The following is a 20251-nucleotide window of genomic DNA, read 5'->3' as shown; positions in this document are numbered from 1 at the left end:
TGGGCTCGTTGCCGTCGTTCGACGCCAGACCGCCTAAAGGCCGCTTTCAACCACCAAATGTCCGGGTGTTGGCCTAACCATCTGAGACTGAGACATTCTCCCAGACGTACGAACGACCGCTATTAAGGTTTAAACAGACGGCATGCGTACGACATATGACCGGTGTTGGAGGGCGAACGACCATCCCCAGCTGAACTATGTCGGGCTGTTGTCGCATTGCGAATCGTTGATACAGTCGACCAAAGATGACATCGTCTCAACCATTGATTTATTGGGAGGAAGACATGTCATCACCAGCCTATATCATGATTACCGTTGCCGCCGTTGCACCAGATTATCTCAGCGAAGCACTGGGCAAAGTCGGTACACTCTGCGGTCAGCTCAAGGATCAGGCGGGCGCGCAAATGACGCGGTATGGCGTCATGTCCACTGGCGAGCATGCCGGGTCCCTCTTTCTTTCGCAGGGCTACAGCGAATTGAATGGGATTGACGCTGCTTTCAACGTCTACGGCTCTTCTGCGGAGTACCAGGCCCTGATCGGGAGCGGCAAGGTTTCCGTGACCTTGCGCAATATCATGCGGATGGAAGACATCGGTCTCAAATCTCCGTCGACGAATGTGCCTGCCTATCTCGTCCTGACGCGCTGGGGCTCAGCGTCTCCGATGCTGGACCAGATGCGCCCGCTTGTGCACCATTTTGAAGACAACGGTGCTTTGACATTGCGCTACGCAACGATAGCGACTGGCAGCGCTGCTGGGCGGAGACTGTTGGGTGTCGCGTATCCGTCGATGGACGCGATCGAAAAGACTTATGACTCGCTACGCGGAGATCCCGCCTTTGGCGCGTTTCAGTCCGACATTGACCTCAACTTCCGCAATATCGTGCGGATTGTCGGCTAAGCGGGTTCAACTCCTCGGCAGCTGAGGCGGCCCGGCGTTATATCTATTGGCTTGCGGTATTTAATGCCGTGGCGGGCGTTTCTTGTTCCGTCCACAGCATGCACGCCCTTCAGTCCCAAACCCAGTCACTGCCATGATCGATTTCGCCGCGGGCTGCCTGAACGACCGCTTACTTCGCTGCACTGAAGCGCCTTTTTACGCCGCCGCGGGGAATTTCTGCGAGCGCTCGCAGCGAATTTGTTTTGGTTGGTTTGGGCTCCAACCAGCCGTTCGCTGCTGTTGGTGCAAACGACAGCTTTGTTCAGCGGCTCTTCATGGGTGTTAGGCTTTGACGCCTTTTTCGGAAGCGGTTTAAGGAGGGGCTAGGGCATTAAAAGGCGCACAAATCCCTAAAGCGAACATAATAAACCGCCCAAAATTATGGGCAGTTCACGCAACAGCTTTTTATGAAACACTCGCTCGAAATCGTTGAATCCATTGGTGATTTCAAGAAAGGAGTTTGGGCCGCGCACCACATTTCGCAAAAAGAACTGCTCGACATTGCGATCACTTCCCAAAATCGCCAGTCCGTTGACCGTAACGCCGGAGTGTGCAGCGGCATAGGAGGCCGCGCCCGTATCGACGCCAGATTTTTGAGACCCGTCACCAGATAGGTCAATCACCCGTCGCAAACAGTGCCTCGGGTTGGCGTTGTGCAGGTCAATTCCGAATTCCAATGCAGACCCGGGGGCAGTGTCGCCGTTAAACGCCCGCGGCATAGTGGCGATATTGCTTGCGAATCTGTCAATCTCGGCAGGGCCGGAAAACAGGGTCCATGGCAGCGCCAAAAACTGTTCCTCACCGCCCGACCATTGGATTACAGCTATTGCAACGCCACCCGGCGATGCGCCGATCACGAGTTGCACATCCTCTTGGTACAAGGCTCTTGCCATACCGGATGTTTGCAAATCGTATTCAACCGAGTCGATTGACAAAGAAACATCAATCGCGAGCAGTAATGCAAGCCCGCAAGACATCGCCTTGAGCGGTAAAAAAACCAACCCCAGTGTCGAAATGCTAACCGAAGCCAAAAATTTTCCATCAGGAAACGTAATCTCTTTTTCTCCACACGCTTCAGATCGCACCTCGATAGTGTTGCATAATCCAGTAGCGCGGACAAGAAAACGAGGCCGCGGCGACTAAGTTGCAAATAAGACAAAAAGGGTTGCGTGGGTGTACAGAAAGGTGGACTAAAAATTTAATATTTCTATAATATTAAATAAAAACAATATGTTAAGCCGTTTTAGTGGTGCCCGGGGGCGGATTTGAACCACCGACACGAGGATTTTCAGTCCACTGCTCTACCCCTGAGCTACCCGGGCACGGGTGAACGATTTATCGTTCGGATTACGACGTTCTAGTCGTGGCACAGACAGGTGTCCAGAGGGGAAGTTGCAAATATTTAGTGGCGTGGCAAGTCTTTTTCGACCAGCGCCTCAAACGCAGCCTCAATGTCTTCCGGGTCATCGGACGGGATTGCGTATGAGCCATCGAACCAGCGCCCCAGATCTATGTCAGCACAACGCTTTGAGCAAAAAGGGCGATACTTCGCCACAGTATCTTTTGCACATATCGGGCAGCTCACAGCTTCAGGTTTTCCAATTGAGGCTGGCGTTCTCTTTTTCTTTGCAATTCATAATGGCCTAGCGGTGTCCAGCCAACCAGTGAAGTCTCAATCGGATCAGACCGAAATGCGGCACGGAGCGAAGATTCAAGCTGACGTCGATCCTTCTTTGCCATCGGCGCAAAATCAACAACGATCTGCCCTCCCAAACCGCGGATACGCAGATGCTGCGGCAGCGCGCGCGCGGCAGCTATGTTGGCTTTCAGGCCCGCCGCAGGCGAAGTATCACCCCCCGTATTCACATCGACAGCGACCAGCGCGCGCGTCGGTTCGACATAGAGAGATGCGCCACCCGACAATGCACCAAACGCTTGGCAAAACGGCTCGAGCAGTTCCAGAACCCCAAGTTCTTCAAAACCGTTGTCAGACGTAACAACCTGATCAGGCGCTTCCCAGTCTCGCCAAGCCAACAGATGCGGGTCAGGACCTTCAAGCAAAAGCTCTGGCTGGGTTCCTGCTGCTGCATCCATCACGCCAGATGCCTGATCACGCATATCAGCGATATCATTCGCCACTTCTTCTTCGGGCATTCCTGCTGCGGCAGATCTGAGAATCAGACCAAAACCCTCGGTTTCGTCCATTTCGGAATGCGCTATGGCAAGCAGTCGTTCACGCTCGTCTTCATCTTTTATGGAACGAGAAATATTCAAGCCGGGCGCGTCAGGCGTCACAATCGCGTAGCGGCTTTTGAACAAGAGCTTTGGCGATACCGGAACAGCTTTGCCTTCGTCCGCATAGCCCGTCACATGTGCCAGCAAGGCTTGGCCAGGGTATATTCCTTTCCCCTGACGTAAGAACGCCATGCCATGCGGCAGACGCAACATCATCCCACCCTGCCCTTTTAGGGGGCGGTCTGCGACGGCACGATAGATCGCACCGGGCAACGGGGCGGTGGCATCCGCTGGCTCAATCAGGAAATCATAAAGCTCTCCGTCAACAATCAGCGCAGCCGCGCGCCGTCCATTGATCTGCCCCAGAACGACAACGCGCCCCTTCATTTTGAAACACCAGTCACTGCAACGCCCGCAGATTCGAGCAAAGCAGCCGTTTCAGTTAGCGGCAAACCAACAACTGCAGTGTAGGAGCCGTTCAACCACGGTATAAAACGGGCGGCATAGCCTTGGATGCCGTATCCCCCGGCCTTGCCTTGCCACTCGCCCGTAGCGATATAGGCTTCGATATCAGCCTCTGTCAGCTGCTTCATCTTCAGAACCGTCACCGTCTCTTTTTCCACTATTTTTGAACCAATACGCAGCGCAACGGCCGTAATAACCCGATGCCGGCGCCCGGACATCAGACGTAGAAAACAGCGCGCCTCGTCTGCATCTTCGGGTTTACCCAGAATTCGACGGCCCACAGCAACGACAGTATCAGCAGCAAGCACAACTTCGTTATGTGCTGCCTGCACGGCGAGCGCTTTCTCGCGAGCTAGCCGCACACAATAGGGTCGCGGTAATTCACCTTTGGATGGGGTTTCATCGATGTCAGCGGGCCGAATCTCATTCGCCACAACACCGATTTGCGCCAAAAGTTCTCTTCGGCGCGGGCTCGCCGAGCCCAGAATCAGCTTCACGGCTTTACTTGAAGCGGTAATTGATGCGGCCCTTCGTCAGGTCGTACGGCGTCATTGCCACCTGAACTTTGTCGCCAGCCAGAACACGAATGCGGTTTTTCCGCATTTTTCCTGCCATATGAGCGAATATTTCATGGCCGTTTTCCAGCTCGACCCGAAATGTCGCGTTTGGCAGGAGTTCTTTTACGACACCGGGAAATTCGAGCTCTTCTTCCTTGGCCATGGTCACTCCTTCTCTAAAAACCCGTCATATTGCGGGCGAAAAGTAAATGCGCCTTTATTGGCGGTTTTTCAAGAGGTTTTCGGCATAAGAGACGCGATTTTGACATTGCCAAGCCGCGCGGCCTGTTCTTCCCAGTGCTTCACATTCAGAACACGCCCATCCTTTCGAACAACACGCACTGCCTCGAGCGAAACATCAGCATAAACCCAGCCGGGAATATTCAACGCACCTTCGGCAATAACGCCGTTATCGGGAAATCCCATGTCGGGAGGACCGTAAATTGCGGCAGCTCCGGTATTCATTTCAACGACCGGGTTCCAAGTACTTGCTCCGACCAAAGGAGAGTGTACGACAATGCACTGGCTTTCAAGCGCCCGGGCCATCGCCCCAATGCGGACCCGCCAGTACCCCGACAGCGCCTCGGTACATGATGGGGCGAGTAAGATTTCAACGTCGTTTTCGATCAAGACCCGCGCAAGTTCCGGAAACTCGCAATCATAGCAAATCAGCACGCCGATACGACCTATTGCAGTTTCAAACACTGTTAACGGCCCACCGGATGAAACACGCATCGGGTCCCGTTCAAAACGGGTCATGATCTGCTTGTCCTGATAGCTTTTTTGACCGTCCGGTGAATAGAAAGCAGCGCGGTTCACAATACCAGACTCCGTAACAACCGGTCCGCTACCTCCAAGAATATGCGCCCCGTATTTGACAGCTAACAGGCTGTGAAGCGCATGCACCTTAGACATCAAATCACTTACAGCGATCAGGCTTTGCGCGAGATCACCTGCTTGCTCGGCGCCTGCAAGAGATGCGAGTTCCATTGCGCCATATTCAGGGAAGACCAACAGATCAGCACCCGCATCCGCGGCTTTGCCGACCCAGTTAGCTAACTTTTTTTCATAGGACGACCAGTCGTCGTGCCAATCAATCGGGTAAGCTGCAGTCGCGATTTTCATCAGCATTCCTGTCTTTGAAATCATGTGTCAGTTCTTGGCGGCCCAAAATGCGCGATGAGCTGGTCACTAATCTGATCACGCGCCTGTCTGTAGGCTACGAGCTTTGCCTCGCGCGTTTCACCAAGCCCGGTTGGGTCAAGTATAGGCCAATATTCTACATCAAGGTGATAATAACGCGTAAGTTCCAATGCGCGACGTTGACTCGCGGGGGACAAGGCGACGACGAGATCAAACCCCGAAAGGTCATCACCCCATTCTTCCATTTCATCGAAAGATCGTGATCGGTGCCGCGAAAGTTCAACATCCATTTCTTTGCAAACCGCGATTGAAAACCCATCAATATCCAAATCGCTTTTCACACCCGCTGACTGCACATAAGTCGATTGACCATAGTATTTTTTCATCAAACCTTCGGCCATTGGAGAGCGTACAGCGTTATAATCGCAGCAGAAAAGGATAGACTGTGGAAGGTCAACAACCAAACCCCTACCCTCCGAAATGCAATACGCAAATAAGCGTGAACAAACGGCGGGCTGTATCGATATCAACGTCAGCTTTGCCTTCCAGACGCTCCTGCAAAACGCGGCCTCCTTCGTTGTGAATCCCCCTTCGCCCCATATCGATAGCTTCTATCTGGCTAGGAGGTAGTTTTTTCACCGCTTCGAAATAGCTTTCGCAGATTTGAAAATAGTCTTTGACAACCTGGCGGAACGGCCCAAGTGAAAGATGGAATTCTCCGGCTTTCTCACCACTTTCGGTCGTCACATCAAACACAAGCCTTCGGTCTCGGATAGCCAATGATAACCGAAAGGGACCCTCCGGGACCTTCCGGTCAGCCCGTTCAGGTAACACGAAGCTGTTGTCCTCCAGAAGATCAAAGATCGCAACTTTGCGTTCCTGTTCAATCTCAGGGGTTGGGGCGGCAAGCCCACGGTCGTCTATTTCGATATGGCAAATTGAATTGGTCATCACAGTTCTTTGTTTATGCGGTCAAGCCGTGCACGCACAGACAATCCGTGCGCCTCCAGGCCTTCTGATTTCGCCAGCGTTTCGGCGGCTGGCCCAATCGCTGCAAGCGCTTCAGGTGTCATTTTCGACAAGGTGGTCCGTTTCAGAAAATCCATTACCGAAAGACCCGAACTAAATCGGGCGGATCGCGCAGTCGGAAGAACGTGATTTGGACCGCCGACATAGTCGCCAATCGCTTCAGGCGTCCACTGTCCCAGAAAGATCGCACCGGCATGGTTGATCTTTTCACACAAAGCATCCGGGTCATTCACGCAAAGCTCCAGATGCTCGGGCGCTATACGATCTGAAAGCGTGGCGGCCTCATCCAGATTTCTGACCGTGATGACAGCACCAAAGTCGCGCCAGCTTGGTGCGGCGATTGCGCGGCGTTCCAACGTTTGCAAACGTGCTTCGACAGCCTTCGCAACCGCACGGCCAAATTCGGCATCGTCAGTTATCAAGATAGATTGGGCGCTCTCGTCGTGTTCTGCCTGACTCAGCAGATCGACGGCTATCCAGTCCGGATCATTGTCTTTGTCAGCTATAACCAAAATCTCAGACGGTCCCGCAATCATATCGATCCCGACCTTGCCGAACACACGGCGCTTGGCTGCCGCAACAAAGGCATTGCCCGGGCCGGTAATTTTATCGACAGGTTCGATTGACTCCGTCCCATAGGCAAGTGCCGCTATCGCCTGCGCCCCACCTATACGGTAAACCCGATCAACACCTGAAATGCGCGCGGCAAGCAAGACAAGCGGATTTGCAATACCGTCGGGTGTTGGAACACAAATCGCCAAACGTTCGACGCCCGCGACTTTTGCAGGAATTGCATTCATCAGAACCGATGACGGATAAGACGCGAGCCCGCCCGGCACGTATAAACCTGCTGCCGATACCGGGCCCCAACGCCAGCCAAGCATAGCACCTGCTTCATCGACCCAAGACTCATCTTTTGGCATTTGCCGCTTGTGATAGTCACGAATTCTGGCTGCTGCCAGCTCAAGCGCCGCGTGGTCTTCGGCACCCACCTTGCCGCACTCTGCCTCAATTTCTTCTGCCGAGAATGCAAGTGTCTCTGGCGTAAGTTCAAGACGGTCAAATTTCGCGGTCAGCTCTATAACCGCTAAATCACCACGCACACGTACATCAGCGATAATTCCGGCCACGGCCTCATCCACATCCGGCGCATCCTCGCGCTTGGTTGTCAGAAAGGCGGCGAACGCGGCCTCAAACCCCGGCTCTTGGATGTTCAGGAACTGTGGCACAAATTACTCCGGATGATTTGGCGCAGATTTTGACGGGGCGACATAAGGGCGAGTCACGTCTTTCAGCGTAACATTCAGAGTTTCAACGTCGAGCGCAATCGCACCATCACCCGCAAGGATAAGGGTTAAACGGCCTGTTCCGTCTTCACCAGCCTCGAAATCGATTGATAGCAAGGAAAGAATAGTATCCGCATCCCCACGCTCTACGCCTTGCGATAAGACTTTCAAAACATCGTCGACAACAAGAACTGACTGAACGCGTTCGTAGTCCCGCCCGCGCAGTTCGGCAGCCCCTCTATCCTCCCATCGGAATCGATTGAGCAAAATCGCAAAACGACGCTGGCGCGTTTGCCACGACATTTCACTGGCAGGAAAAACGGCGTCCTGCGTCAAAGACGCAATAACAGAAAGATCATCGGCATCTTCTGCAATCAGGCGCAGCGGTTCTTCACCACCTTCTTCAAAGGTTGCGTCTTTGACCATCAGCTTTTCACCCGCTCGATTGTGGCGCCACAGGCCCCAAGCTTATCTTCAACCCGCTCATACCCTCGATCCAGATGGTAAACCCGGCTTACAACTGTCTCGCCTTCTGCCGCCAATGCCGCAAGTATCAGAGATACAGATGCCCGCAAGTCCGTTGCCATAACCGGTGCGCCCTTTAGTTTTTCGACACCTGTGACGGTTGCGGTTCCACCATGCACTTCTATATCGGCCCCCATGCGAACAAGCTCTGGCGCATGCATAAAGCGGTTTTCAAAAATCTTTTCTTCGAGAACACTTACCCCGTCGGCCGTGCACATTAACGCCATCATCTGCGCCTGCAGATCAGTCGGAAAACCCGGGAACGGCTCTGTCACAACGTCAACCGCGCTTACGCGGCCATTCTTACGCGCAACGAGCAGCCCTTTGTCGGTTTCAGACACGGAAACACCGGCGGCTTCCAGCTTTTCAACAAATGCACCAACCAAATCCAGTCGCCCACCTAACAGTTCCACTTCGCCGCCCGTGAAGGCGGGTGCCAGCATGTATGTGCCAAGTTCAATTCGATCCGTGACAACCGGGTGCGTTGCGCCATTCAGCCGGTCGACACCCTGAATTGTTATTGTCTCTGTCCCTTCGCCATCAATCTGTGCACCCATCTTTTGCAGGCAATGCGCCAGATCGACAATCTCTGGTTCGCGCGCCGCATTTTTAATAACAGTCGTACCCTTGGCAAGCGTAGCAGCCATCAACGCGTTTTCCGTTGCACCGACAGAGACAAATGGAAAATCAACGATACCGCCTTTCAGACCGCCAAGGGCTTTCGCATGAACATATCCGTCTTTCAGTTCTAGTTCAGCGCCCAGCGCTTCCAGCGCTTTCAAATGTAAATCCACCGGACGCGCGCCAATCGCACACCCACCAGGCAAGGAAACAATGGCATGTCCATCTCGTGCCAGCATCGGACCAAGAACGAGTATTGAAGCCCGCATCTTTCGTACGATGTCATAGTCGGCAGTGTGATTATTAATATCGTGCGACGACATCGCCAATACCTGCCCACCCTGCATTGAAGTCACTTCAGCACCCAAAGACTGCAGCAATTCAGTCATTGTCTTAATATCTGACAGGCGTGGTGCATTTGTCAGGGTTAACGGTTCGTCTGAAAGTAACGTCGCAGGCATAAGAGTGAGACACGCATTTTTAGCCCCCGCAATTGGGATCTGGCCATGCAGCTCCCCGCCACCTTTTATTACTATTGAATCCATTGCCGCTGCCTCGTCCTATTTTTTAACTACTGCTTTGCGTGCACGTGCTTGTGACTTACGCTTCGCCATATTCGCTTTCAAAGCCAACTTCAGCCGATCCTTTCGGCTATCTACAGAGTTGGTCAGTTTTTCTTTATCGGTATTTTTGTTCATAAAGCACTCTCTAACCCAGAGGGCAATAAGGGTCCAGATTAGGCTTGCGTCATTGCCAGAATAGGTCTAATCACCCGGCCACATGATCAAAGGCGCCGCCCGCGCCATGGCCGCAGTAGCTCAGTGGTAGAGCGCGTCATTGGTAATGACGAGGTCGGGAGTTCAATTCTCCCCTGCGGCACCATTACTTTTTCAGCAATATGAATAGCTTGTTGGTTGATAGTTGGTTTTTCAGGTTAGCATGCAAAGCCCGCACGCACGAATTTTCGCCGCAGTGCACGTTGAACCAGCTCGTCAATAACAATGGCCATTGCTTCGCAGTACCCATCGCGCAAACGCAAAGACAGCATTCTACCACTGAGCTACCGCGGCACGAAACACATTTGTCGAACAAATAATTTTCTCCGAGAAATTTCAAGTGTCGGAATCTCATGACCGAATTGGACTACTTTAAGTTAACGCTGGTGTCGGGACACAGACACCATTCGTTTGGGATGATAAGTTTGAATCTGAAAAGGCTGCACTTATGGCGAAACCCGATTGAAAACACCGGATGCCTTCTTTGAACCCAAACCTACCACGAACAAGATCGCAGTATTTAGCAAACGCAGCCAACGACAGAGGTCAGGGACGGCCCTATTAAAGACATCCGTCAAGATAACGGCGAACGAATGAAACGAACTTTCAGCCCTAGCTTGACGTGCCGCTCCGCTCACTCGATTTCTGTCGGTCCTTTTGCTTTTGCGCATCACACGAACACATCCGCCACTACCTTCAGCAGCCTGATTCTTCCATGTCTTTACTTATATCGGACACATCTAAGCTCCCTTTCCCAATTTCCGGAATCGCTTAAAATGTAACTTCTATTAGTCGTGTTTATCGTTTTTTCAGTCGTATTTTCTTGATTGATCCTATCAAATTGATTGATGCTGACGTTAGGTAAACGGACAAATGTCAATTCAGGTCGGCGAAAAGAACGGCAAAGAGACAAAGCTCCGGCAAGGAGGATGATGAATGAACCTTTATCGAAACAGTTTTTCGGGGGGACGCAAAGCCGTGTTGGCGGCGCTCTTTCTGACAGTGCCATTAAGCAATGCATGGGCGCAGGAAGCGCCAGATTCCGATGCCACAGTCGCTGTCGCAGCACCGGAAATTACATTCACCTCCTGGACGGGCCCGTATATGCGCAGCCAGATGCTGGGTTTTGTTCGCCCCTATGAAGAGGCGAGCGGAAGCCGGGTTAATGTTGAACATTATAATGGTGGCATTGCTGAAATCCGTGATCAGGTCGAAAGTGCCAATGTCATCTGGGATGTCGTCGATTTGACTCAGGCAGATTCCCTACGCGCCTGCAATGAAGGTTTGCTAGAGAACCTTTCAGGTATCGATCTTCCCGCAGGCGCAGACGGCACACCGGCAAGTGATGATTTTCTAGAAGGTGCTTTGAATGATTGCGGAGTAGGCGTCATTGTCTGGGCGACTGCATTTGCGCACAGCAAAACAGCATTCCCTGAAAACCCACCGACAAGTATTGCCGATTTCTTCGACACTGACACCTATCCCGGCGCGCGGGCGATCCGCAACGACCCAACCGTAATCATGGAATGGGCGCTTATGGCAGACGGCGTGGCCCGTGAAGATGTGTATTCAACTTTGGAGACTGAAGACGGGGTTTCACGTGCACTCAAAAAAATGGATGCGATTAAGTCTGGGCTGGAAATCTGGGTAAGCGGTCGTGAACCTGTCCGTCTATTGAATTCTGGCGAAGTGGCGATGTCATCGATCTGGGCCACAACTGGTGCAGTCGCATCTCAGGAGGAAAATGCTGATTTTGCGATCAACTGGGATGGTCGTGTAATCGAGTTGGATCTGTTCGGTATCCCCAAGGGCAGTCGCTACAAAGAAGAGGCCATCGAATTCATTCGCTACGCCAGCAGTTCCGAATCTTTGGCCAATATGGTCTCGCACCTTCCCAACGGTCCAACACGTACATCTTCTCTGGCGCTTTTGTCCGACGAGATTCTGGGCCAAATACCAAACGGCCCCGCCTACGAGGACAATGTACACATAATGTCTGATGCTGAGTGGTGGGCGCGCAACCACGCGCGTCTTGAAGAAGCGTTTCGGGCATGGCTCTCGACGTCTGCACGCCAAGGTGCAGCGGGTTCAACCCGCTAAGCCGGGACAACAGGACAAAGAGGATTTGAAATGAGTATCGAAAAAACAATTCGACCTGACAATCTGGTTGCAAAGTCCGGGCTGTTCAAGGGAATGAACCCAATAATGGGCATCGCCTCGATGGTGATGATCCTTGGCTTTGTGATCTTCACGATCCGCGATGTCGAAGCCTCCAGCGCAATATTCGCCACGGGCAAGGATTTCATTATCAACAGCCTGGACTGGTTCTATGTGGTGGTGGTCAATGTCGCCCTGTTCTTTGTGTTCTGGCTGATGATCAGCCGCTTCGGTGACGTAAAACTGGGCAAAGACGATGACGAGCCAGATTTCTCGACATTCTCCTGGATTTGCATGCTCTTCAGTGCGGGCCTCGGCTCAGGACTGATCTACTGGGGCGTCGCGGAACCGATGTTCCACATCCAGGGCAGCCCCTTTTTGACACGTGCTGGCATTGAACCCGGTACAGTCGATGCAGCCGTTTCTGCGGTGACTATCACCAATTTTCATTGGGGGTTTCATGGCTGGGCGCTTTACGTGCTTGTCGGGCTCAGCTTAGCATATTTCTCGTACCGACACGATCTGCCGCTAACCCTGCGCACGGCGCTCTATCCTGTACTAAAGGAACGGATCTATGGTCCCTGGGGGCATCTTGTAGACCTGATTGGCGTTTTTGGCACGATTTTTGGTTTAGCCACTTCGTTAGGCCTGGGCGTTACGCCGATTGCCGCCGGTCTGGAAAATCTTGGCTGGATGTCTAACACTCAGACGAACCAATTGATCCTGGTAGCCATCATCACCTGTCTTGGAACGGCATCTGCCGCTTCTGGTGTTGGCAAAGGCGTGCGTATCCTCTCTGAGGCTAACGTCATGGCCAGTATCGGCCTGCTGATATTGTTCATAATTCTAGGTCCAACCGCCTTTTTGTTGGGCGTTACTATTACCGGCTTTGGCGAATACCTGTGGAACGTCATTCCGATGGGTTTCTGGATCAATGGCGATCCAGAAAACCTATGGCAAAGCTGGTGGACTATCTTCTATTGGGGCTGGTGGATTGCGTGGTGCCCCTTTGTAGGGCTGTTCATTGCCCGCGTATCCAAAGGCCGGACAATTCGACAGTTTTGCTATTGCGTTTTGCTGATCCCAACCTCAGTCGTAATGCTGTGGATGGGTGTATTCGGAGGCGCCGCAGCGGGTGTTGATCTGTTTTACGATGCTGGCGTCGTGGATGCGGTCAACAATGACTACGCCTCGGGTGTGTTCCAGACCGTAGCCGGTTTTGGATATGCATGGTTGGTCTACCCGATCACTGTTCTGATCACGATCTTGCTGATCTCGTGGTTTGTCACCTCGTCTGACTCGGGCACGCTTGTGATGTGCACGATGCTGTCGATGGGCGATGAGCACCCACCTGTGAAATTCCGGGTTTTCTGGGGCATTACATCAGGTGTCGTTGCCGGGGTTCTGATGCTGGCAGGGGGGCTAAGTGCGCTTCAGACAGCGTCGATCGTTGCTGGATTACCGATTGCTGTGATCTTGTTGTTTATGATCTACGGCATTGTCAAAGCCCTGCACGACGAGCACCCGGTGCCGGATGTTGAGGACAAATACGATCTGGAGTTCCTGAACCGATAAACATTGCAGGTGATCTTTGAAACGATAAGAGGGGCAGGTTAACCTGCCCCTCTCTCTTTTGACCATTCTCGATTTAGTCTGTTTTTTGCTGCGTCCCTAAGTTCTTAAAAACTAACATGACCTCTTTGGAACATCTCAGGGACCACAGCGAAAGTCGTCAGCGTACGATCAGGCAGCTACAGGGCGCAGCGTGATTCACCTTGTAAGACACACTACCTGAGAGAAGGCTTTCAGCCCCACCGAGACCGCGACTGCCCATGGCAATCAAATCCGCCTTCTCGCGCTTGGCAACTTGTACGATCTTGCGGGCCGGATCGCCGTCTATCAACACCACATTCAGAGATTTAACGCCTTTTTCCACGGCAGTTCTTTGTCCGCGCGCGAGAATCTGTTCACCTATTTCATTGAGCACCTCTTTTGAAATAACCGGCGGAATGACGGCGGCGCTCACATGTTCGGCGATCGGATGTTTCGCGGGGTCAAGTTCGTTACGGGCGCTCTCACTGAGCTGTGCCATGTCGATAGAGTCACGAAGATTCTCCAGTGACGGCCCACGGGACATGACATAAACAAGCGATAGCTTTACTCCTAGCTTGGCAGCAATGTCGCTGGCAAGTTCAACCGCCTTATCCGCGTGATCCGAGCCATCTGTCGGCACCAGAATGCTTTTGATTCCATCGTATTCCGACTTCCCATCTGTATGGTGAACCGTAACACAGGAACAGGGAGCGAGATGGAAGACGTTGTGCGAGACGCTCCCCAGAACAAGCCCTTTGAGTCTACCGAAACCACGACTGCCCATGATGATGAGGTCCGCAGACATGTTCTCTGCATGGTGGAGGATCCGCTTGCTTGCTTCGCCTAGGTCGATGACAGTCTCGACGTTTTTGACACCTTTACGCTTGGCGAGATCCTGCGCCTTCCGCAAGAGTGTATTTCCGATGTGTTCCAGAACTTTTGAGCGGCGTACCGGACCCGCGGCGGGCCCAGTTTCTGCCGCCATGAGCTCGCGTGCTGCCGCATCGTAGAGATCTTCCGGAATGTTGTCGTCATGAGTAACGACATGCAGCAAAACTAACCGAGCGTCGTATTTCACCGCGAGTTCTGTACTAAGGTCCAATGCCATCTGCGCATGCACAGAACCATCAATAGGGGTTATAATAGTGCGGATCATAGGGTTCTCCATTCCTAGAGCGTAGCTTCACCAGCATTTGCATCAGCCACCGTACGTTGGCCAAATCGCGAATGGCGCGAGTCCAACATTAACAACTGCGCACCCGCGCACAGCAGTTTCGATGCGCGCTACTCCAATCACATTGTTTATAGATAAAGGTGACTGCCAGGGCATTGATGTGCATCAATCAGGAACCGGATTGGTACTGTCCGAGGTTGCGTTCGAAAAACATTCAGATGCCTGAACCCACAACCGCTCACCACTTGTCAACCACCTAACGCTCTTCTTTGAGTCTTACATCAGTTAACCCACCCATGCCCATATCTCTGCGCTGACCACTAATTGAAACGCGAAGGAACTATTCTGCTCCACCGTCTTCACGTTTATGCAACAAGAGGCCACCACCTTTGGAATTTTTTCCCGAAATGCGTTTTCAATCTTACCAAAGGAAAACTTTTGAAATTCTCGCGTTCGTGCCCACCTGAACATCCACCCATCAGTATAGGATTGTATGAAACAACGTCGAATAGCTTGGAACGCCTAATTTTAGTGAACCTTTTGGATTCACTAAACAATGGGACAGATTGGGACCGTAAGAAACAAGAGATCCCCGACCCCGTGCTGCAGCACCTTTTAGACATGCATTAATTCGCTACCTGATATGGTACACTTAAACGTGCATTAGGCTACAGATAGCGTTGTGTTGCGAGTTATCCACATAAGCACCCACCCCCAAGCGTTTGATTCTTGCAATAAATCCAGCTTTCCTGCATGGTGACTTTCAAACGGGCAATACAGACCTGTGAGCAGTAGTGATCGGAGAGGCTGGATCACAATGATATATAAAACATTTATGAAGGCGGCCCTTTTGGGCCTTGCCGTAAGTACGGCTAACGTAACAAGCACCAGCGCGGAAACGCTTCAGGTGATGCGAGGCGCGCCATCAAGTGCGCTTAACGTTCCCATGAATCGGGCAGTCGTTGTTGAAAGCGACACACCGTTTGCGGAACTATCAATCGCAAATCCGGGGATCGCAGACATCTCTACCCTGTCAGATCGCACTATATATGTGCTGGGCAAACTGCCCGGGCGCACGACTCTGACGCTTCTGGGTGGCGACGGGCGGTTGATCACCAACGTGGAAGTGCATGTCACACCGGATGTTGCAGAGTTCAAGGAACGCCTGCGTCAGATTTTGCCGGGCGAACGTGTCGAAGTTCGCACAGCAAATGATGGCATCGTGTTGTCAGGCACTGTTTCTTCTATTGCACGGCTTGATCGCGCATTGGACCTTGCTGAACGCTACGCACCAGGCCGGGTTTCGAACCTGATGAGCGTTGGCGGCACACAACAAGTGATGTTGTCTGTCCGTTTTGCTGAAATGCAGCGTTCTGTTAGTAAAGAACTCTCGGCTGGGATCAATATCTCAAATGGCGGCGACACCGTGCGCCTTGGCCGAACGACCCCTGGACTCTCAACACCCTCACTTGGTGGATCAGCAAATATCGGCATCGGCATCGGCAGTACGCAACTAACTGTGTTGCTGGAAGCTTTGGAATCGCGCGGCGTCGTAAGAACATTGGCAGAGCCGAACCTGACAGCACTTTCAGGTCAGGAAGCAACCTTCCTTGCCGGTGGTGAAATTCCGATTCCTGTCCCACAGGAAGGTGGCGTAATAACAGTTGAATACAAACCCTTTGGCGTTCAGCTCAATTTCACCCCACGCGTGGTCGATGGCGATGTTATCAATCTGTCGCTCCTTACTGCAGTGAGTAGTATTGATACTGCTGCTGCAACGGGTGGTTTTGATGCATTCAGACGTCGCGAAACCTCGACAACTGTTGAACTGCGCGATGGCGAAAGCTTTGCAATCGCTGGACTTTTGCAAGATGACTTCCGCGATACAAACTCGCAGGTTCCCTGGTTGGGCGATCTTCCGATACTGGGAGCTTTGTTCAGAAGTGCAGACTACGCACGGAACCAGTCTGAGTTGGTCATTATCGTTACGGCGCATCTGGTAACGCCTACACGCGGCGAAGCCTACGCTCTGCCGACTGACCGTGTACATCCCCCAACCGAAGCAGGGCTTTTCCTTTTCGGACAGGTCGCAAGAGAAGCCAACCAATCCGGCGGTGCTGCAGAAGTCGCAAGACAAGACTTTGATGGCTCTTACGGCTACGTGATGGAGTAAGACAATGCGCGGACCTTTGAAGAGCATTCTGATCATCGCAGCGACAGCAAGTGTCGCTGGTTGCGGACAAAACGTGCTAGGCTCGTTCTATTCCGAAGCAGGCAGCGTCATCGATGGCGGCGATTTCGGCAATACAACGATGAACAACACGCAAATCCAATCCGGGCAGCGTTCCTATGCTGTAAGTTTGGCGCATCGCTTTGAGGCGGAAGTCCCGTCAACAATCAATTTTGCCTTTAACAGCTCAACTTTGGACGCAGAAGCGCAACAAGTGTTGAACCGTCAGGCAAATTGGATCCTTCAATTTCCTGAAATTCAGTTCCGCGTCTTTGGTCATACTGATCTGGTTGGCTCCGACGCTTACAATCGCACGCTTGGGTTGCGTCGCGCTCAGGCAGCGGTTCGTTATCTTGTTGGTCGCGGTGTAAACCGCAGCAGGCTTCAGGCAGTGTCATCGCTGGGTGAAACACAGCCCCTGATCGCCACTCCAAACCCGGAACGGCGTAACAGACGCACAGTTACCCAAGTCTCTGGCTTCGTTCAAAATAACCCAATGGTTCTGAACGGAAAATACGCTGAAGTCGTCTATCGTGAATACGTTGATAGCGCGACAGAACGCAGCACCTTGATTACAGTGCCATCTCAAGCCAAGGCTGAAGAGTAAAGCTCTGTAGAAAATAACCGAATAATTACGGTTTTTTAGCCCTATTGTTGCCAATATTGCCCGTCAAATTCACTCCATGGGTGTGATGCACGCGATTGTGAGTCGCGTGCGGACAACGGCGGAGTGATTTGGGTTAGAGCAGTAACAACCTGAAATCACACTCTAAAACCGCTGGCGTCCCCAAGCAAAAGGACGTGAGGCAATGACGAGTAGTGCAATGTTGCAAACTGAACTGGCCCCGATCGTGGCGTGCACGATTTCGCGGGACGTGCAGAATTTTGATCTTCTCATCGAGGATATGGAAGCAGAGCTTGGTGAAAGTTGGGGCGATTTGAGTTTCGAAGACGCCGCTGCCTTCCTGAAACAGCCCGATGCTGAATCGCTGGAATTTGTTGCAGTCGCCATTGATGATCAGGACGAAGAAAACCTGACTGAAATTGGTGAACTGATCAAAACCGCAAAAGCGCGCGACATTAAAGTTATTTTGATTGCCGAAGAAGTCAGCCCGATTGCGCTACACCAATTGTTGCGGATGGGCGCACATGATTTCGTCCCCTACCCTCTGCCAGACGGAGAATTGCACGAAGCGATTGAGCGCATGCGCGCTCTCGGTTCCGAGGTGAACGTCCCAGACGAAATGAAAACCAAGCTGAAAGCGACCGGTGACAAGAACGGGGTCGTCCTTCCTGTTCACGGACTCTCTGGTGGTACAGGCGCAACGACGTTCGCGGTAAACTTGGCCTGGGAACTTGCCAATATTGATAAAGAGAAATCACCACGCGTTTGCCTTATCGACTTCGACCTTCAGTTTGGCACCACGTCGACATATCTCGATCTGCCGCGTCGCGAAGCTGTTTATGAGCTTTTGTCTGATACCAGCGCAATTGACAGCGACAGCTTCATGCAGGCTCTTTTGACTTTCAATGAAAAGCTGCACGTTCTGACAGCTCCCACGGAAATCCTTCCTCTCGACCTGATTGGCCCTCAAGATGTTGATCGCCTCGTCGAAATCGCACGTACCAATTTTGACTATGTCGTAATTGACATGCCTTCAACTTTGGTGAGTTGGACAGAAACGGTTCTGAGTCAGGCGCATGTTTACTTTGCGACGCTCGAGCTTGATATGCGTTCAGCTCAAAATGCGCTGCGTATGGTCCGCGCCCTCAAATCCGAGGAATTGCCTTTCGAGAAACTGCGTTTCATTCTGAATCGCGCGCCAAAGTTCACCGATTTGTCTGGCAAGGCGAGAGTGAAACGCCTTGCAGAAAGTCTGGATATCGATATCGAAATTCAGCTTCCGGACGGCGGAAAACCTGTTGCACAGGCCGGTGATCATGGGCTGCCGTTGGCGGAAACCGTGGCAAAGAACCCATTGCGCAAGGAAATTCAGAAACTGGCGCTTTCAATTCATCAATTAAACGAAGTGGCCGAGACAGGTCAGTAATAGGTAGAAGGAACGCTTATGTTTTCGCGTTACAAAAAACCAGTCAACGGAACGGATGGTGCTAAAGCAGCACCAGCCAGCCCACCAAGCAATGTCACGCCGCTTCCGACATCAAAGCCCGCGCAAACTAAACAATCTATGCGCAAAGTCTCTAAGGATATTGCTCCAAAAGAGTCGAATGACAAGGAAAAGAAACGCAAAGAGCGTTTGGGCGAGATCAAGGTTGAACTGCACAAACGCTTGCTCGACAACCTGAACCTATCAGCGCTGGAACACGCGAGCGATACAGACTTGCGTAATGAAATTATCGCCATCGCAACTGAGGCACTCGACGACATGAGTGTTGTGCTAAACCGGGAAGAACGCTCGCTTCTTAATCAAGAATTGTTTGACGAGGTTACAGGGCTCGGCCCGCTAGAGCCTTTGTTGAAAGACGACAGTGTCAACGATATTCTCGTAAACGGCCCCCGACAGATATTCGTTGAACGTGACGGCAAACTTGAAATGTCGCACATCACATTTAAAGACGAAAAGCACCTGTTGCGTATCATCGACAAGATCGTATCCGCAGTTGGCCGGCGCGTCGATGAATCAAACCCATATGTGGATGCGCGTCTGGCAGATGGCTCTCGCTTTAACGCGATGGTGCCACCGATCGCTGTTGATGGCTCTCTGGTCTCTATCCGTAAGTTTAAAAAGGAAAAACTTGCGATTGATGATTTGGTGACCTTTGGTGCATTCACCGAAGAAATGGCTGCTTACTTGCAAGCCGCCGTTGCCTGCCGGCTCAATATCATCGTCTCTGGTGGTACGGGTTCTGGTAAAACGACAACCTTGAACGCCCTTAGCTCCTTCATCGACAACGCTGAACGCATTCTGACAATCGAGGATACGGCAGAACTTCAGCTGCAACAGACGCATGTTGGCCGGATGGAAAGCCGCCCGCCAAACGTTGAGGGCAAAGGCGCTGTCAGCCAGCGGGATTGTTTGAAAAACGCACTTCGTATGCGCCCCGATCGCATCATCGTGGGTGAGACCCGCGGCGAGGAAGTCATTGATATGCTTCAGGCCATGAACACCGGTCACGACGGTTCAATGACCACGATTCACGCGAACTCGGCGCGCGATGGTGTTTCACGACTGGAAAACATGATCGCCATGGCTGGTATCGAGATGCCGCTTAAGGCAGTTCGCAGTCAGATTTCTTCGGCCGTGAACCTGATTGTGCAGGCAAGTCGGCTCCAGGACGGCTCGCGCCGGATGACCTCGATTACCGAAATCACAGGGATGGAAGGTGACGTCATCTCAATGCAGGAAGTTTTCCGCTTTCAGCGTGTCGGTTTGACACCTGAGAACAAAATTATCGGCCATTTCACAGCGACCGGTGTCCGGTCGCATTATTCAGAACGGTTCAAGATGTGGGGCTACAACTTACCTGCTGAAATCTTTGAACCCACGTTAGAAGGTTAAT

The 20251-nt window shown here is 52.2% G+C and carries 20 protein-coding genes and 2 tRNA genes; 8 read left to right on the top strand and 14 right to left on the bottom strand.

Annotation, left to right across the window (positions count from 1 at the left end; translation table 11 throughout):
• The first annotated feature begins 284 nt into the window (after positions 1–284).
• Entirely contained in the window at positions 285–899 is a 615-nt protein-coding gene (locus MWU63_RS04390; protein WP_247077047.1) for a hypothetical protein, read from the top strand.
• 389 nt (positions 900–1288) lie between these two features.
• On the opposite strand, the gene MWU63_RS04385 is transcribed toward MWU63_RS04390, so the two are convergent.
• From MWU63_RS04385 to MWU63_RS04325, 13 genes are all read right to left on the bottom strand, one after another.
• A complete protein-coding gene (locus tag MWU63_RS04385; RefSeq protein ID WP_247077045.1) occupies positions 1289–1969 on the bottom strand; it encodes a DUF1194 domain-containing protein in 681 nt (226 codons plus the stop codon).
• Positions 1970–2185: 216 nt separating this feature from the next.
• Positions 2186–2260: transfer RNA gene (locus MWU63_RS04380), tRNA-Phe, on the bottom strand.
• 80 nt (positions 2261–2340) lie between these two features.
• Positions 2341–2523, bottom strand: coding sequence for a DNA gyrase inhibitor YacG (gene yacG, locus MWU63_RS04375; RefSeq protein ID WP_213887578.1), 183 nt, complete (start codon positions 2521–2523; stop codon positions 2341–2343).
• On the bottom strand, positions 2520–3560 hold the full coding sequence (locus tag MWU63_RS04370; protein ID WP_247077043.1) for a ribonuclease E/G: 1041 nt from the start codon (positions 3558–3560) through the stop codon (positions 2520–2522). Before MWU63_RS04370 ends, yacG begins: the two co-directional genes overlap by 4 nt.
• Positions 3557–4135 carry a Maf family protein gene (locus MWU63_RS04365; RefSeq protein WP_213887576.1) on the bottom strand — a complete coding sequence of 193 codons (579 nt, stop codon included), beginning with the start codon at positions 4133–4135 and terminating at the stop codon, positions 3557–3559. The genes MWU63_RS04370 and MWU63_RS04365 overlap by 4 nt, the downstream gene beginning before the upstream one ends.
• 4 nt (positions 4136–4139) lie before the next feature.
• The gene (infA, locus tag MWU63_RS04360) at positions 4140–4358 is read right to left on the bottom strand and encodes a translation initiation factor IF-1 (RefSeq protein WP_213887575.1); all 219 of its coding nucleotides are present in this window, start codon (positions 4356–4358) and stop codon (positions 4140–4142) included.
• Between the two features lie 68 nt (positions 4359–4426).
• Entirely contained in the window at positions 4427–5320 is an 894-nt protein-coding gene (locus MWU63_RS04355; protein ID WP_213887774.1) for a carbon-nitrogen hydrolase family protein, read from the bottom strand.
• Between the two features lie 20 nt (positions 5321–5340).
• Complete coding sequence (locus MWU63_RS04350; RefSeq protein ID WP_213887574.1) at positions 5341–5802, bottom strand: low molecular weight phosphatase family protein; 462 nt, start codon at positions 5800–5802, stop codon at positions 5341–5343.
• A gap of 4 nt (positions 5803–5806) precedes the next feature.
• Positions 5807–6289: a UPF0262 family protein gene (locus MWU63_RS04345; RefSeq protein WP_213887573.1), complete on the bottom strand. Its 483-nt coding sequence runs from the start codon at positions 6287–6289 to the stop codon at positions 5807–5809.
• Positions 6289–7596: a histidinol dehydrogenase gene (hisD, locus tag MWU63_RS04340; protein ID WP_213887572.1), complete on the bottom strand. Its 1308-nt coding sequence runs from the start codon at positions 7594–7596 to the stop codon at positions 6289–6291. The genes MWU63_RS04345 and hisD overlap by 1 nt, the downstream gene beginning before the upstream one ends.
• A gap of 3 nt (positions 7597–7599) precedes the next feature.
• Positions 7600–8079: a DUF2948 family protein gene (locus MWU63_RS04335; protein ID WP_213887571.1), complete on the bottom strand. Its 480-nt coding sequence runs from the start codon at positions 8077–8079 to the stop codon at positions 7600–7602.
• Positions 8079–9344: a UDP-N-acetylglucosamine 1-carboxyvinyltransferase gene (murA, locus tag MWU63_RS04330; protein WP_247077041.1), complete on the bottom strand. Its 1266-nt coding sequence runs from the start codon at positions 9342–9344 to the stop codon at positions 8079–8081. Before murA ends, MWU63_RS04335 begins: the two co-directional genes overlap by 1 nt.
• 15 nt (positions 9345–9359) lie before the next feature.
• Positions 9360–9497 carry a hypothetical protein gene (locus tag MWU63_RS04325; RefSeq protein WP_213887569.1) on the bottom strand — a complete coding sequence of 46 codons (138 nt, stop codon included), beginning with the start codon at positions 9495–9497 and terminating at the stop codon, positions 9360–9362.
• A gap of 109 nt (positions 9498–9606) precedes the next feature.
• Between MWU63_RS04325 and MWU63_RS04320 the strand changes: the two genes are divergently transcribed.
• The 3 genes from MWU63_RS04320 to MWU63_RS04310 all read left to right on the top strand — a co-directional run bounded on the left by MWU63_RS04320 (position 9607) and on the right by MWU63_RS04310 (position 13307).
• A tRNA-Thr gene (locus MWU63_RS04320) sits at positions 9607–9681 on the top strand.
• An 830-nt stretch (positions 9682–10511) separates the two neighbouring features.
• Positions 10512–11675 carry an extracellular solute-binding protein gene (locus tag MWU63_RS04315; protein ID WP_213887568.1) on the top strand — a complete coding sequence of 388 codons (1164 nt, stop codon included), beginning with the start codon at positions 10512–10514 and terminating at the stop codon, positions 11673–11675.
• 30 nt (positions 11676–11705) lie between these two features.
• Complete coding sequence (locus MWU63_RS04310; protein WP_246531572.1) at positions 11706–13307, top strand: BCCT family transporter; 1602 nt, start codon at positions 11706–11708, stop codon at positions 13305–13307.
• A 157-nt stretch (positions 13308–13464) separates the two neighbouring features.
• Here the strand turns inward: MWU63_RS04310 and MWU63_RS04305 are convergent, their stop codons facing one another.
• Positions 13465–14481 carry a universal stress protein gene (locus tag MWU63_RS04305; RefSeq protein WP_213887567.1) on the bottom strand — a complete coding sequence of 339 codons (1017 nt, stop codon included), beginning with the start codon at positions 14479–14481 and terminating at the stop codon, positions 13465–13467.
• Positions 14482–15316: 835 nt separating this feature from the next.
• On the opposite strand from MWU63_RS04305, the gene MWU63_RS04300 reads away from it, so the two are divergent.
• The 4 genes from MWU63_RS04300 (at position 15317) to MWU63_RS04285 (ending at position 20250) form a co-directional block, all read left to right on the top strand.
• A complete protein-coding gene (locus tag MWU63_RS04300; RefSeq protein ID WP_247077039.1) occupies positions 15317–16672 on the top strand; it encodes a type II and III secretion system protein family protein in 1356 nt (451 codons plus the stop codon).
• Positions 16673–16676: 4 nt separating this feature from the next.
• Positions 16677–17336: an OmpA family protein gene (locus MWU63_RS04295; protein WP_213887565.1), complete on the top strand. Its 660-nt coding sequence runs from the start codon at positions 16677–16679 to the stop codon at positions 17334–17336.
• A gap of 202 nt (positions 17337–17538) precedes the next feature.
• Positions 17539–18780 (top strand): AAA family ATPase, encoded by a 1242-nt coding sequence (locus MWU63_RS04290; RefSeq protein WP_213887564.1) that lies wholly within the window; start codon positions 17539–17541, stop codon positions 18778–18780.
• Positions 18781–18798: 18 nt separating this feature from the next.
• Positions 18799–20250, top strand: coding sequence for a CpaF family protein (locus MWU63_RS04285; RefSeq protein WP_213887563.1), 1452 nt, complete (start codon positions 18799–18801; stop codon positions 20248–20250).
• Position 20251 lies beyond the last annotated feature (1 nt).

This window comes from Pseudohalocynthiibacter sp. F2068 (assembly GCF_023015645.1).
In the GTDB taxonomy this organism is placed as follows: Bacteria; Pseudomonadota; Alphaproteobacteria; order Rhodobacterales; family Rhodobacteraceae; genus Pseudohalocynthiibacter; species Pseudohalocynthiibacter aestuariivivens.
Note: the sequence above shows the minus strand (reverse complement) of the source record. Positions and strands in the feature narration are given on the sequence as shown.